Source organism: Paenimyroides tangerinum, assembly GCF_003865405.1.
Classification (GTDB): domain Bacteria; phylum Bacteroidota; class Bacteroidia; order Flavobacteriales; family Flavobacteriaceae; genus Flavobacterium; species Flavobacterium tangerinum.
Genome location: NZ_RQVQ01000009.1, coordinates 1 through 13,966, shown reverse-complemented (window position 1 = coordinate 13,966; position 13,966 = coordinate 1). Strand labels below are relative to the sequence as shown.

Below are 13,966 nucleotides of genomic sequence, written 5' to 3'. Positions count from 1 at the left end.
ACTCAAAGATATGTTTAACAAAAAATTATTTCGTTTCTAAATCTAAGAACGAAATATTTTAACTACTTTAGTTGAAAATTTATTGATGAATGCTATTTGGCTATTTATGAAAAGAAACTATAAAATAATACTTGCTGTTTTAGCAATATCTGCTGTTTTGTGGAGTTTTATTCCTAAAAAAGAGGAACCAAATCCAGAAAAAGAAGCTATCTTAATGGAGTTATTGACCTATGTTATTCAGAATGGTCACTACAATCCTGCGAAAATTAATGATGAGTTTTCTAAAAAAGCTTTCAATGATTATTTAAATAATATCGATCCTAACAAACGTTTCTTAACGCAAACAGATGTTGATAATTTCAATAAGTTTGAATTAGAAATAGATGATTTGGTTAAAAACAAAAGCTTCGCGTTTTTTGATTATTCATATGCAACTTTAGAGGAACGTATGAAAGAATCTCAAGAAATTTACAAAGAGATTTTATCTAAACCTTTTGATTATTCTATTAAAGAAGAAATCAATACGGATTTTGAAAAAATGCCTTTCGCTAAAGATAAAGCTGAATTAAAGGAACGTTGGAGAAAGCAATTAAAATTGAATGTTCTTTCTAGTATTGAAGACAAAATCAAAATTCAAGAAGGAACAGATTCAGAAGAAATTGAAATCGAAGAACCGAATACTGAAATCAAAATTTCTGACGATAAAAAGAAGAAAAAGAAAGAACCAGTTGAGAAAAAATCTTTCGCTGAATTAGAAATCGAAGCTAGAGAAAGTACACTTAAAAATCTTAACGATTATTTCGAAGTTATTAGCGAGCTTACTCGTGCTGACTGGATGAATGTTTATATCAATTCGATTTTAGAACAATTTGATCCTCATACTTCTTATTTTGCTCCTGAAATCAAAGAAAAATTTGACGAAAGCATGCGTGGTTCAATGGAAGGTATTGGAGCACAACTTAGCAAAAAAAATGATTATGTTGAGATTACAGAAATCATTGCTGGTGGTCCAGCTTGGAAAGACGGCCAATTAGAAAGCGGTGATATCATTTTAAAAGTAGCTCAAGGAAGTGAAGAACCAGTTGACATTGCAGGTAAACGTTTAGATAATGTTGTTAAATTAATCAAAGGTAAAAAAGGGACGACTGTTAACTTAACCGTTAAAAAAGTTGATGGAGAAATGAAAGTAATTTCTATACTTAGAGATAAATTTGAGATTGAAGAAACGTATGCAAAATCAACCATCATCGAAACAAAAGATGGTAAATATGGTATGATTCAGTTACCTAAATTCTATATCGATTTTGAAACTAAAGACAGCCGTGATGCATTTAAAGATGTTGCAATTGAAATTCAACGTTTAAAAGAACAAAATGTAGATGGAATCATTATGGATTTAAGAAACAACGGTGGTGGTTCGTTACAAACTGTTGTTGATATGGTTGGTTTATTTATCGATCAAGGTCCAGTGGTTCAAGTTCGTTCTCAAAAAGGACAACGTCAAGTTTTATTTGACAAAGATCCAAAAGTACAATGGGATGGTCCGTTAGTAGTTATGATAAATAACTATTCGGCTTCGGCTTCTGAAATTTTTGCTGCGGCAATTCAGGATTACAACAGAGGTTTGGTTATCGGTTCGAAACATTCTTACGGAAAAGGAACGGTTCAAAACATGTTAGATTTGAATTCTATCTTAAAAGTTAAAGATTACGATTTTGGAGCTATTAAATTCACTTCACAAAAATTCTATCGTGTAAACGGAGGATCTACTCAGTTAAAAGGAGTTGAAAGTGATATCGTAATGCCGGATCGTTTAACTTATATTGATTCTGGAGAACGTGACATGGAAAATGCAATGGAATGGGATAAAATTGAAAAAGCAAATTACAAACCTTTTGCTTATGATTTTACAACAGTAATCAATAATAGTAAAAACAGAATGCAAACTAATCCGCAATTCAAGTTAATTGACGAAAATGCAAAATGGATTAGTTCTCGTAAAGATGAAAATACATACTCATTAAACTATGATGATTTCACACTAAAATCAAAAGAAATAGATGAGAAAGCAAAAGTGTTTAAACCAATTAAAAATTACAAAAACGATTTAGTTTTCCTTTCGTTACCATACGAAATTGAGCTTTATAAGACAGATGAAACGTTGAAAAAGAAACGTGACAAATGGCACGAAAACTTAAATAAAGATGTTTATGTAGATGAAGCTGTAAACGTTTTAATTGATATAAAAAACACTAATAAGTCAAAAAAGTAACTTACTAAATGTCCAATAAACATTTATCTCATAATCAAATGGCGCTCCAAAAATTCAAAAAGAATTTTTGGGGCGTTTTGAGTTTTTGGTTCATCGTTTTTTTAGTTTTAATTTCAATCTTCGGATATTTCATAGCACCAGATGCATCAACCAACGCTAACAATGGCGATGTTTCATTGAGTACAAAACCGATGGGATTAGAAGTGGAAATGCTTCAAGTTCCGATAAAAGAAAAGAACAACAAACTTATTAACTGGTTTACAGGTTTTGAAATCACAGACCAAAACATCCCTATATTAAGTTATCAATTTAAAAACGATACACTTTTCTACAAAGAATACCATCCAGATACCACTTTAGCTCAAACTAAATCAATTCCTGTAAAAGCGTTTCATAAAACCGAATCTGAAATTGTTTCTCAAAACATATTCATCAAAAAGTATTATTTAGGAACCGATAACCAAGGGCGTGATTATTTAAGTCGCTTAATCATAGGTTCTCGTGTTTCTTTAGCAATTGGTTTTGTTGCTGTAGGTATTTCGCTTGCAATCGGAGTTTTCATGGGAGCTATTGCCGGTTACTTTGGCGGAAAAGTCGATGCAGCTGTACTTTGGATTATCAACGTTATTTGGTCTATTCCTACGCTACTATTAGTAATTGCGATAACCTTAGCATTAGGAAAAGGATTTTGGCAAGTATTCATTGCCGTAGGATTAACCATGTGGGTTGAAGTGGCTCGTGTGGTTCGTGGCCAAGTAATGAGTATTAAACAAATGCAATATGTAACGGCTGCAAAAGCTTTAGGTTATTCACACACACGAATTATTTTCAAACACATATTACCCAATAGTTGGGCTCCGGTAATTGTAATTTCTGCAGCTAACTTTGCTTCAGCCATTTTAGTAGAAAGTGGTTTAAGCTTTTTAGGATTAGGTGCTCAAGTTCCCATTCCAAGTTGGGGCGGAATGATTAAAGAACATTACAATTACATCATTCTTGGAAAAGCGTATTTAGCTTTAATTCCCGGAATTGCTATGTTACTTTTAGTTGTTGCCTTTATGATGATTGGAAATGCCTTACGAGATGCATTAGATGTAAAAAATTAAAAGCTGTTTCAAATCTGAAACAGCTTTTTTTATTTGATTAATTTCTGACGTAAATCGTTTTTAGATCCGTTAAAAATATTTACATCAACCTTTGATCTTATTCCCGGAACCGTTCCTTTTTCAGTAAACTGCCACATCATCCATTCAGGTTTTATATTTTCTACAAAGAAATTATAATTCGCAACCCAAACTTCATAATCAGCAAAATCTTCTTTCAAATGTGTTTTATAAAAATGCTCTCCCGAGTATAAAATAGGTTTTACCTTATAATGTTTTTCAACTATTTGTAACCACTTCTTTAAACCTACTTTCAAACTATCCATAGATTGTTTTTTAGGCAATTCTTCGATATCTAAAATCGGAGGAAAATCTCCCGGTTCAAGTTTGGTATTCTTGATAAAGTTTTCCGCTTGCTCAACCGAACTTTCATTCGGACGGTAATAATGATAAGCTCCACGAATAAAATGGAAAGCACGAGCTTGTTTATAATTCTGATCAAAACGTGCATCTACTCCATCGATTCCCATAGTTGATCGCACAAAGACAAAATCAATAGGAAACTCATCGTACATCAAATTCAAACTATCCCAAATAATCGGACCTTGATAGTGCGATACATCAATTCCAAAAAGCATATCGTCGTGACGTTTCATCACTTCAATATTACGCACATCAAACACCATATTTTTATCGTCTTTCTTATCAAATTTTGAACCGAAATAATACGAAATACCTTCTCTGAACGTAAATAAAAACCAACCAACAAATCCGATGATTGCCACAATCAGTGCAATTCGAATATACCAACGCCAAGCTGGTGTTTCGCTTTTCTTCTTTTTCACGTTTCTTTTTCGAACCGGTTTCTGTGGAATTTTCGTTTGTGTGGTCATAGTACAAAAATAGAAATATTTCGAGAGATATTAAATTGATTTTTTAGAAGCTATAAAACTTTTAAAACAACAAAATGGAACACCCATTGTGAACTACTCTATGAAAAAAGTGTATTGTTTATTTTATATATTTGTATTTATACAAAATAAAATGGAAAAAGACGATCTATTATTAGTTGTAGTTAAATCTGCATTATCAATTGAAAAAGAATTATCAAATACTATCTATAAACTGTTTAGAATCGCTAATCCACACTCAAAAATGCTTTTCAAACCAAGTTCTTTTTCAGCAAGAAATAAAGTCGATTTGCTAAAAGATTTAAATCTTATAAATACAACTGATTATAATAACATTATTTTACAACTTGAAATTAGAAATATTTTCATTCATAATCAAGACATTATTAGTTTTGAAGATTGTTTCGAATATTTATATTACACTCGAAAAAGTCATAGTAATAGGAATAGCTTCAAAAAAATAGACGGAAATAACAGTCTAGAAAAATATATTAACTTAACTTCTCAGAATTTATTAAATATTAAAAATATTTTAAAATCAGAGATTAGCAGAGTATGTACAATAATAGAAAGCTTAGCTACACAAACAAAGCTAAATTATGATAAACAAATGCTTATTATTAATATAAGTAATCAACTACAAAAAATTGAGAAACTAAATGATATTGAAGAAATCAAAAAACAGATCCGAAAAATAGATAGACAATCAATACTCAAGTCTACGCTTATCATGGAGAAAGAAAAGAAAATAGATTCAAGTTTTTTGACAACAAACTTCATAAATGCTTTCATTAAAAATGATGAAAAATAAAATGATTTTACAAAACAATTTCCTTACGGTAGAAATAGCAACTTTTGGTGCCGAGATAAAAAGTATTTTAGACAACCAATACAACGAATGGATGTGGAATGCAAACCCAAACTTCTGGGGAAAAACGTCGCCTATCCTTTTTCCGATTGTAGGAAGTTTAAAAAACAACACGTTTATTTATAAAGGAGAAAACTACAGCTTGTCACGTCATGGATTTGCGCGTGACATGGAATTTGATACCGAACAAGTTTCACAAACCAAAGCTGTTTTTACTTTAAAAGCGAATGAAAAAACGTTAGTAAACTATCCGTTTTATTTTGAGTTGAAAGTCATTTATCAACTTCAAAACAAGCAGCTTTCTTGTACTTATGAAGTAACCAATATAGGTAACGAAACGATGTATTTTTCGATTGGTGGACATCCTGCGTTTGCTTTAGGAAAAGATGCCACCGATTTCGAAAACTTTTATTTAGAATTCAATAACGATGACGTTATAAATCGTTTGAAATTGGTTGACGGACTAATTTCTGAAAACAAAGAAATCATAAACCTCAACAACCAACAATTGCCGTTGCATTATGATTTATTTAAAGAAGATGCGATGGTATTTCGTGATTTAAAAAGTAACGCCATTACAATAAAGAACACCAAAAACGAAAACAAACTAACGTTAACGTTTGATAACTTTACGCATTTTGGAATTTGGACGGTACAAAACGCTCCGTTTATCTGTTTAGAACCTTGGTTTGGAATGGCTGATTCACAAAATCACAACCAACATATTGAAGATAAAGAAGGAATGATTGCTTTACAACCTCAACAGGTTTTTGCTAAAAGTTGGAATATTACAATTGAATAACTTTTTTTGTCGTTCGTTCTTTGTGCCATTCCGTACTTGACTCGGACACGAGCTTACGAATGAAAATTAAAAACATCTCGATACATTTTCTCCACTTCGTTACGAAAACACTCGATGTGACGACCGCGTCAGTTCGAGTGCAATTGTTGAAATGAAATGGAAACAATTGTGTATCGAGAACTAAATTCGACATGAAAAACTTTCCCACTTTAAGACTTTCAACTTTAAGACTTTCTATGCTTCTCCTGAATCCATAAGCCCATATATTTAGTAGCCTGATTGGTTTGATAACGCAAAATTTCACCAAACAAATTGGCTTTTCGGTAAGTATCTAAATGAATCTCTAAATCAGTTAAACGATTTTTAAATAATTCTGAATACTGATTTTTGTTTGAAGTCGCATTTAAAATCGAAAGTCCGTTTTGTGTGGCTGTTTCCCAAGCTGACTCTTCGGTATATAACAACACCGCTTTTTCGATAAAATCTGCATCGGAATCAGAAATAAAACCATTCCAAAGTTTGTTTTCTTGCATCGATTCGGAACCTAATTGCGTAGTAACAGATGGTAAACGATTGCGCATCGCATCGATAAACTTACCTTTAATTCCGGCACCAAACGGAATCGGAGCTAACAATACTTTATGCTTTTGCATTTCAATATTCACATCTTTTGCACGACCGTTTACAAAAAAGTTTTCGGCAGGTTTATGCAATTGCAACGCTTTCGGATTCGGGTAAGCTCCAAAAATATGCATCTCTGCCTTTGGAAGTTTTTTACGCAACACTGGCCAAATATCACGTTTTAAACGCAACACCGTTTGCCAATTGGGTTCGTGCATAAAATTTCCAATAAACATAAAATGAGTACGTGACTCGAAATTCGGTAATTGCTCTAAGTCAGTTGCTGAAATCGTTTCTTGCATAAAAGGCAAATACATTAAAATTTCAGCCGGAATATGAAATTGCTTTTGTAGCATTTCCATTTCCATTTCCGAAATAATCAAACTTAAATCGCAACGTAAAATCGAAGCCACTTCACGAATCATTTCATCGGTATGGTAATTTACTTCTTCTTGTTTCTTAAAAGCTTGCTCTCTGGCTTTTCGAACAAAATGTAAATCTTCCGTATCTAAAATCTGAATAGCTTGTTTGCAGTTTTCACGCACACGCCATCCAAACTGTTCTTCAATCATAAATCGGTCGTAAACCACCGCATCGGGTTGCAATTCCGAAATAAAAGTATCAAAACTCGCATCGTTTAATAAAATCTCATGTTCGGCAACTTGGGTAGCATCAAACACAAAAGCAAAGTCCGATTTATGAGCCGCACATGCAAAATGTACTTCGTATTGGTTTTCAATAAAAAAATCAATCAATTGCAACATTCGCCAACCCGCCGCAGACGAGGTAGGTTCTGGCCAGACAAATCCGATAACTAATACTTTTTTGCTTTTCATGAGAGCGATTTAGAAATACAAAATAACAAAATCTAAAAGCAGCATCCGATTTTATTGGTCGGAAATATATTTGTATTTTTGGTTTTTAAATACTTACAAATTATGTTGGGATTAAAATTATTGACCGATCCACGTTGGGTGAATATTTCAGAAGGAAATTTAGAAGAGATTTTAACCGACCATGCGTGGTGTGAGCAAAAGGCGGCTACCAACGCCATTACCATACTTACGTACAATTCGGAACATGAAGATATTGTTACACAGTTAACTGAAATTGCGATTGAAGAAATGCAGCATTTTCAGATGGTACATAACATTATTAAGGCACGTGGCTATACCTTAGGTAGAGAACGTCGTGACGATTATGTGGGACAATTGATTAAATTTTTAAAGAAAGACGGTTCTAGAAACCAATCGTTTATTGACCGTTTGCTTTTAGCAGCGATGATTGAAGCCAGAAGCTGTGAGCGTTTTAGAGTTTTGTCTGAAAATATTAAAGACGAAGAATTAGCTAAGTTTTACAGAGAGTTAATGATTAGCGAAGCCGGACATTATACTACGTTTCTGAAGCTTGCTAAAAAATACGCTACCGATGTTGATGTGGATAAACGTTGGAAACAATGGTTAGATTACGAAGGGGAAATTATTACCAATTACGGTAAAAAAGAAACCATTCACGGATAAGAAAACGCCCAAATTTGGGTGTTTTTTTTGCCCTCTGAAAACCCTTGTATTTACTGGGGTTAAAAATGGTCTAAACCATTTACCAAAAAGGTTTAAACCATTTACTAAAAAGGTCTAGACCATTTGCTTAAAACGTCTAGACCTTTTTTTACTTTATCTTTTATATTTTTCAAAAGTTACCGTTTTGGTAATGTCTTTTAAGTCCTTTCCGGGACGAAACTGAATCTTAGGATTTTTAATTAACGAAGCATTAAAAGCTTGTTCGGTTGCAGCACCTTCGCTGGTAATGGTTAGTTGAAACGAACCAAAATCTCCAAACCGAACAATTTTTCCACTACTTAAATTTCTACCTAATATTTTAATTAAATCATTTAAAACAGCCATAACATCCGTATCACTAACGGTGGTACTGCCTTGAGCAATTTCTTTACTCAGTTCTCTAAAACTTAATTCTCCATCGGCTATTGCGCTAGCATACCATTTTTTTGGTGCGTTAGGATTACTTGGATTGCCCTTCTCTGATAATGTGTATTTCACTGACATAACAACATTTTTTTAAAATTAATAAACCCTAAGTTACTGTTTTTAAGCTTATTATTTTAAAACCAATACCATTATTTTTAACAACTATATAAACATTTGTGCTATTTTAATTAAAACACTACATTTTTAAAACAGAAGTTTATAAATCATAGTTTGTTGGTTTTCTATTTTGGTTATATTCGTAAAAAACATACTAAATAAAATGTACACAAAAGCTTTTAAAAAATTTGTTGAAAATGGTATCAAAAATGAATACCACATAGGAACAGGAAATCCGAATGCTAGAATCTTATTTATTGGTAAAGAATCTGCTATATCAAATGATAGAAAAGATGAAATTAATTTATACAATAAAAACGCTAAAGAATGGATAGAACATATTAATAACAGTACTTGTCAAATACTAAATTATTCAATTACTAAAGAACATATATTCAGAATAAACAAGAGTTGGGGCAAAAATACTTGGAGTAAATATCAAAAATTAACAAACCGTATTTTTGAGAAAAGCGAAATACCATATCACATCGATTTTCTAGAAAATGTATTCACAACTGAAATTAATGATTCTCCAGATAAAAGAACAAGCACTGCTAATAAAAGCAAATTAAACGAACGAAAATTATTATTCAAAGAATCCGAATTTATACAGAATTTTCCTGTAGTAGTTTTAGCTTGCTCTAATTATATTAAAAACAATGAAAATAAAAGTGAAATAGAAGAAATCTTTGAAGTAAAATTCAATGAAGATTTCCCAAATAAAAAATATAATAAAACAAATTGGTTTTATTCACATTATAATGAAGATAAAACAAAATTGGTCATACATACAAGACAACTTAGTGCAGATGTAAAAAGAGAATTACTTAATGATATTGGCGATTTGATTAAAGAGCACTTAAAAAAAATAGATAGCATTAAATAATACTTTTATATACAGTTAATCACGTAAAAAACATAGTTATAAATTATTGCTTTCTATACGTCAGAAAAACGATTATACTTCTACCTTCCCTCCCAAATAAGGAAGGTATTCTTTTTACATTAAATCAATAGAAATAATTCATTGAAACTAAAAAACAATCGTTTTCCTGACATCAGGAAAACGATTGTTCCAAATCCACCACATTCAAAAAACAAATCTCCAAGCCTAACATTTCCTGTTTGGCTTTTAGGCAAACTGAATCTTAGTTTTTTAATTAACGAAGCATTAAAAGCTCATTCGGTTTCGGTTTCTTACCAGGATTTACAGAAATTAGTATGTATCCTAAATTATGGGAACATTCAGGAATTGCCTATGCAGATTTGATTTCAGAGCTGGTTAATTTAGCTTTAGAAAGGAATCAATTAAAAAATATTATTTAGCAAAACAAAATGATGATTAATCTAAATCATCATTTTTTGTACATATTTGTTTTCTCTTTCAATTTTATACCAATTATGCGGTGTTCCATCTAGATTGAAAGTTTCGATAAAATCAAATCCTATTTTCTTCAGAATTTTATTTGATCCGACGTTATCACAATCTGCCATTGCATAAAGTTCTGTTAGATTAAGTTTATTAAAAGCGTATTTTAAAGTAGCTAAAGCTACTTCAGTTCCAATTCCTTTGTTCCAATATTTTTTTATCAATCGATAACCCAGGTCATAAAAATCAATGTGATTATTTGTTTCTTCTGTAATTAATTTCAATCCTGCCCAACCGATAAAGCCATTAGTTTCTTTATCAATAATCGCCCATCTTCCAATACCGTTATCGATATATTGTTGCCTGATAAATGAAATTACATCAATAATTTGATTTTTATTTTCTACAGGTTTATTACCTAAATATCGATGAACATCAGCATCTGAATCTAATTCAAAAAGTCCATCAACATCTGTTGGTAAAATTTCTCTAAGAAAGAATCTTTCAGTTTCTATAAATATCTTCATCTTACTAATTTAAAATTTTAGATTCAATAATTTCAATCCCCAAATCCAACATCTCTTGTTTGGCTTTTAGGTAATTGGTTTCATCAATATACTTGGTCGCATCTTCAATCACAAAGGTTTTATAGCCAAGGTTTGCCGCATCTTTAGCGGTGTAATACACACAATAATCGGCTGCTAAACCGCAAACATAAACCTCGGTTACTTGTAATTCGGTTAAAAAACCATGTAAACCGGTGCTGTTACGTTTACCGTTATCGTAAAAACCGCTGTAACTATCTACTTCTATATCGGTTCCTTTTCTAAAAATAGCCTGTATGTTTTGAGTATTTAAGTCGGAATGAAATTCGGTTCCAAAGGTTCCTTGTACGCAGTGATTCGGCCACAAAACTTGCGGTAATCCGTTTAGATCAATGACTTCGAACAGTTGTTTGCCTTCGTGGTTGGCAGCAAAACTTTTATGTGTTGAAGGGTGCCAATCTTGGGTTGCCACAACTACATCAAAAAGGTTTTGTATTTTATTTACTAACGGAATAATGGCATTGCCGTCTTTCACTTCTAGCGAACCGTTTTCTAAAAAATCATTCTGAATATCAATAATTAAAAGCGCTTTCATAAAAATTTAAGTTATATTTAAGATGAGATAATTGGTCGTTTTTGATAAAAAGGCAATCTTTGAAAAACAAAACAATCACCAAACAAGGCAATTTGTAGGTTACATACGGTTTGTAATCCAAAGTGATTAAACAATTTTTATGGACAAAAAACAATTAAGAAGCACCATCTTTCAACATTTAGATGGTTTGGTTACTGCTCCGATTGTATCGGCATTAAACAGCAAAAACATATTTGCTGCATTTACTTCAGAAAACGAATTAACCTTAGATATTTTAGCACAAACATATCAAGCAAACAAAGGCTATCTAAACGTTGCGTTACGTACGTTGGCCTCGCAAGGTTTTATCGATTATCGTGTGGACAATAAAGAAAACGCGGTTTTTGTTTCTGCAAATTCCAATACAAAAGCGTTCATCGAAAATGCTTATTTGTACGATGAAGTTAGTGAATTTCTGAAATATTCCATCAACTTTCATCCTAGAAATTTTGACAAACAACCTTTCGAGAAATTAGCACTCCTATTCAAGAAAAGTTACTCGAATTTTGATATTACGTTTTCTGAAAACGAAAACGAATTACGCATCCAAAAGCAAATCTTAAAACATATCGAAGGTCATTTGGTTGGTCCGACCATTGTTCGTTTGGGAATGAGCGGAATGTTTCATAAATACTTTATGGAATCGTCTTTCAAAGCTGAAGAATTCCATACCGAACCTGAATGTTTTGAAACCATTTTAGATTTCTTAACGCATTTAGATTGGTTTGAAAAGAAGAAAGATAATTATCAGTTTACCGAAACGGGATTGTTCTTTGCAAAACGTGCGGCTTCTTACGGGGTTACGGTTTCGTACCTTCCGATGTTTAGTAAAATGGAAGATTTGCTTTTTGGTGATGCCGAACGCATCCGCCAATTAAACGAAGGTGAAGACGAAATTCACGTGGACAGAGCTATGAATGTTTGGGGAAGCGGTGGTGCTCACGCAACGTATTTCAAAGTGATTGATTCGTTTATTGTTGAGATTTTCAATCAACCGTTAGACAGTCAGCCAAAAGGAATTTTGGATATGGGTTGTGGTAACGGTGCTTTTTTACAGCATTTATACGAAACCATTGAACGTTATACGTTACGTGGTAAACATTTGGATGAATATCCGTTGTTTTTAGTCGGTGCGGATTACAACCAAGCCGCTTTGAAAATTACACGTGCTAACTTAATCAAGAATGATATTTGGGCAAAAGTTATTTGGGGCGATATTGGCGATCCGGATCGTTTAGCTGCTGACCTAAAAGAGAATTACGGCATTGCTTTAGAAGATTTATTGAATATGCGTACGTTCTTAGATCACAACCGCATTTGGTTTGAACCTAAAAACACAAACCCTGAACGCGTGAGTACTTCAACTGGAGCTTTTGCGCACAGAGGTGTTTATTTATCGAACAATTTGGTTGAAGAAAACTTATTGGAGCATTTACAAAAATGGCAACCTTATATAAAGAAATTCGGTTTGATGGTTGTTGAATTACATACGATTGATCCTGCAATCACATCGAAACATTTGGGTGAAACTCCGGCAACTGCTTATGATGCTACCCATGGATTCTCGGATCAGTATATTGTGGAAGTGGATGTTTTTCATAAAGTTTGTAAAGAAGCTGGTTTACAACCTGACGAAAAATTGTTTAAGAAATTCCCGAATTCTGAATTAGCAACTGTAAGTATTAACTTATTGAAATAAATAGTTATAAATAGTTATATTAGCAAAAATTCAAAACCAAAACAACTAAATTATGCTAAAAAAACTATTTTTATTCATGTTACCATTATCAACGTTTGCTCAAACTACAGCGATTCCAGATCAACAGTTTGAGCAAGCTTTGATTAATTTAGGTATTGACAGTGACAATACATTAAACGGTTTGATACTTACAGCAGATGCTACAGCTGTAACTCCGAGTTTAGATTTGGGTCCAGGTCCTTTAAACATTAGTTTTAATAATGATTTAATTTTAGATTTAACTGGAATTAACGCATTTACAAACCTTCAAAATCTGAATTTACATTCTAGAAGATTAGATAACGGTTTAGATATATCAAACTTATCAAGCTTAACATCAATCAATCTAAACAATTGCAGGCTTAATTCAATGAACTTTAGTGGAAATAACGCTTTACAATTTTTAGAAATTGGCAACATCAATGATATCGATGGTTACAATCAAATTACAGATTTAGATTTTACAACCAACCCAAATATTGAAGTTATTGCAGCTTCTAATATGTCTACTTTACAACGAATCAATCTTAAAAATGGTCAAAATATAAACAAACCCGAAATGATTATTTCTTTACAACCAACTGTTGGAAATCAACCAAACACAGTTTGTTTAGAAGTTGATAATGCAACTGCAGCACTTAACAATCTAGCTCCTTATGATACTTGGATGGTAACAGGTAATTATTTCTACAGTGATAATTGTGTTTTAAGTGTTGAGAAGTTTGTTAAAGAAAACTTGAAAGTTTATCCAAATCCAACTTCAGATTATATTTCAATAACGCAATCAAACCAAGATTTAGAAGTAAAATCTGTTTTAATTCTTGACATAACAGGGAAATATCTAACTACAATAGATTCTAATTTCGAAAACATCTCAATGAAAAATTACGCATCCGGAACCTATTTATTCGTGATTCATACCAATAAAGGAAGTATTACTAACCTGAATTCGATTATTAATACAAAGCTAACTGACTGGAATTTAGATGTTCAAATTTAAT

At 32.2% G+C, this 13,966-nt stretch carries 15 protein-coding genes; 9 read left to right on the top strand and 6 right to left on the bottom strand.

The features are described from left to right. The first annotated feature begins 85 nt into the window (after nucleotides 1-85). Both EG240_RS05150 and EG240_RS05145 read left to right on the top strand, forming a co-directional pair. Entirely contained in the window at nucleotides 86-2,272 is a 2,187-nt protein-coding gene (locus EG240_RS05150; protein WP_125018134.1) for a carboxy terminal-processing peptidase, read from the top strand. 8 nt (nucleotides 2,273-2,280) lie between these two features. Then, nucleotides 2,281-3,378, top strand: a complete 1,098-nt coding sequence (locus EG240_RS05145) for an ABC transporter permease (protein WP_125018132.1) — start codon at nucleotides 2,281-2,283, stop codon at nucleotides 3,376-3,378. A 29-nt stretch (nucleotides 3,379-3,407) separates the two neighbouring features. On the opposite strand, the gene EG240_RS05140 is transcribed toward EG240_RS05145, so the two are convergent. After that, complete coding sequence (locus tag EG240_RS05140; RefSeq protein WP_235830333.1) at nucleotides 3,408-4,220, bottom strand: glycoside hydrolase family 25 protein; 813 nt, start codon at nucleotides 4,218-4,220, stop codon at nucleotides 3,408-3,410. A 199-nt stretch (nucleotides 4,221-4,419) separates the two neighbouring features. On the opposite strand from EG240_RS05140, the gene EG240_RS05135 reads away from it, so the two are divergent. Together EG240_RS05135 and EG240_RS05130 are read left to right on the top strand one after the other, a co-directional pair. Then, nucleotides 4,420-5,097, top strand: coding sequence for a hypothetical protein (locus EG240_RS05135; protein WP_125018128.1), 678 nt, complete (start codon nucleotides 4,420-4,422; stop codon nucleotides 5,095-5,097). Next, nucleotides 5,069-5,956 carry an aldose 1-epimerase family protein gene (locus tag EG240_RS05130; RefSeq protein ID WP_125018126.1) on the top strand — a complete coding sequence of 296 codons (888 nt, stop codon included), beginning with the start codon at nucleotides 5,069-5,071 and terminating at the stop codon, nucleotides 5,954-5,956. The genes EG240_RS05135 and EG240_RS05130 overlap by 29 nt, the downstream gene beginning before the upstream one ends. A gap of 224 nt (nucleotides 5,957-6,180) precedes the next feature. Here EG240_RS05130 and EG240_RS05125 read toward each other — a convergent pair whose 3' ends face one another. Further along, a complete protein-coding gene (locus EG240_RS05125; protein WP_125018125.1) occupies nucleotides 6,181-7,413 on the bottom strand; it encodes a glycosyltransferase in 1,233 nt (410 codons plus the stop codon). A 102-nt stretch (nucleotides 7,414-7,515) separates the two neighbouring features. On the opposite strand from EG240_RS05125, the gene miaE reads away from it, so the two are divergent. Further along, on the top strand, nucleotides 7,516-8,097 hold the full coding sequence (gene miaE, locus EG240_RS05120; RefSeq protein WP_125018123.1) for a tRNA-(ms[2]io[6]A)-hydroxylase: 582 nt from the start codon (nucleotides 7,516-7,518) through the stop codon (nucleotides 8,095-8,097). A gap of 153 nt (nucleotides 8,098-8,250) precedes the next feature. Here the strand turns inward: miaE and EG240_RS05115 are convergent, their stop codons facing one another. Then, a complete protein-coding gene (locus EG240_RS05115) occupies nucleotides 8,251-8,640 on the bottom strand; it encodes an HU family DNA-binding protein (RefSeq protein WP_125018121.1) in 390 nt (129 codons plus the stop codon). Between the two features lie 202 nt (nucleotides 8,641-8,842). Between EG240_RS05115 and EG240_RS05110 the strand changes: the two genes are divergently transcribed. Next, entirely contained in the window at nucleotides 8,843-9,565 is a 723-nt protein-coding gene (locus EG240_RS05110; protein WP_125018119.1) for a hypothetical protein, read from the top strand. Between the two features lie 119 nt (nucleotides 9,566-9,684). Here EG240_RS05110 and EG240_RS16935 read toward each other — a convergent pair whose 3' ends face one another. After that, entirely contained in the window at nucleotides 9,685-9,819 is a 135-nt protein-coding gene (locus tag EG240_RS16935; RefSeq protein ID WP_262674569.1) for a hypothetical protein, read from the bottom strand. 30 nt (nucleotides 9,820-9,849) lie between these two features. Between EG240_RS16935 and EG240_RS16930 the strand changes: the two genes are divergently transcribed. Further along, entirely contained in the window at nucleotides 9,850-10,005 is a 156-nt protein-coding gene (locus EG240_RS16930) for a hypothetical protein (RefSeq protein WP_262674587.1), read from the top strand. Nucleotides 10,006-10,026: 21 nt separating this feature from the next. Here the strand turns inward: EG240_RS16930 and EG240_RS05100 are convergent, their stop codons facing one another. Both EG240_RS05100 and pncA read right to left on the bottom strand, forming a co-directional pair. Beyond that, the gene (locus EG240_RS05100) at nucleotides 10,027-10,575 is read right to left on the bottom strand and encodes a GNAT family N-acetyltransferase (RefSeq protein WP_125018115.1); all 549 of its coding nucleotides are present in this window, start codon (nucleotides 10,573-10,575) and stop codon (nucleotides 10,027-10,029) included. A gap of 4 nt (nucleotides 10,576-10,579) precedes the next feature. Beyond that, the gene (pncA, locus tag EG240_RS05095) at nucleotides 10,580-11,188 is read right to left on the bottom strand and encodes a bifunctional nicotinamidase/pyrazinamidase (protein ID WP_125018113.1); all 609 of its coding nucleotides are present in this window, start codon (nucleotides 11,186-11,188) and stop codon (nucleotides 10,580-10,582) included. A gap of 139 nt (nucleotides 11,189-11,327) precedes the next feature. Between pncA and EG240_RS05090 the strand changes: the two genes are divergently transcribed. Together EG240_RS05090 and EG240_RS05085 are read left to right on the top strand one after the other, a co-directional pair. Beyond that, nucleotides 11,328-12,926, top strand: coding sequence for a class I SAM-dependent methyltransferase (locus tag EG240_RS05090; RefSeq protein ID WP_125018111.1), 1,599 nt, complete (start codon nucleotides 11,328-11,330; stop codon nucleotides 12,924-12,926). Between the two features lie 52 nt (nucleotides 12,927-12,978). After that, nucleotides 12,979-13,965 (top strand): T9SS type A sorting domain-containing protein, encoded by a 987-nt coding sequence (locus EG240_RS05085; RefSeq protein WP_125018109.1) that lies wholly within the window; start codon nucleotides 12,979-12,981, stop codon nucleotides 13,963-13,965. The last annotated feature ends 1 nt before the right edge of the window (nucleotide 13,966 follow it).

Bases quoted from the DNA above. Each gene is read 5' to 3' on its own strand.
- EG240_RS05110 (WP_125018119.1), top strand. From the start codon at position 8,843: ATGTACACAAAAGCTTTTAAAAAATTTGTTGAAAATGGTATCAAAAAT.
- EG240_RS05135 (WP_125018128.1), top strand. From the start codon at position 4,420: ATGGAAAAAGACGATCTATTATTAGTTGTAGTTAAATCTGCATTATCA.
- EG240_RS05100 (WP_125018115.1), bottom strand. From the start codon at position 10,575: ATGAAGATATTTATAGAAACTGAAAGATTCTTTCTTAGAGAAATTTTA.
- EG240_RS05115 (WP_125018121.1), bottom strand. From the start codon at position 8,640: ATGTCAGTGAAATACACATTATCAGAGAAGGGCAATCCAAGTAATCCT.
- pncA (WP_125018113.1), bottom strand. From the start codon at position 11,188: ATGAAAGCGCTTTTAATTATTGATATTCAGAATGATTTTTTAGAAAAC.
- EG240_RS05125 (WP_125018125.1), bottom strand. From the start codon at position 7,413: ATGAAAAGCAAAAAAGTATTAGTTATCGGATTTGTCTGGCCAGAACCT.
- EG240_RS05145 (WP_125018132.1), top strand. From the start codon at position 2,281: ATGTCCAATAAACATTTATCTCATAATCAAATGGCGCTCCAAAAATTC.
- miaE (WP_125018123.1), top strand. From the start codon at position 7,516: ATGTTGGGATTAAAATTATTGACCGATCCACGTTGGGTGAATATTTCA.
- EG240_RS05085 (WP_125018109.1), top strand. From the start codon at position 12,979: ATGCTAAAAAAACTATTTTTATTCATGTTACCATTATCAACGTTTGCT.
- EG240_RS05150 (WP_125018134.1), top strand. From the start codon at position 86: ATGAATGCTATTTGGCTATTTATGAAAAGAAACTATAAAATAATACTT.
- EG240_RS05090 (WP_125018111.1), top strand. From the start codon at position 11,328: ATGGACAAAAAACAATTAAGAAGCACCATCTTTCAACATTTAGATGGT.
- EG240_RS05130 (WP_125018126.1), top strand. From the start codon at position 5,069: ATGCTTTCATTAAAAATGATGAAAAATAAAATGATTTTACAAAACAAT.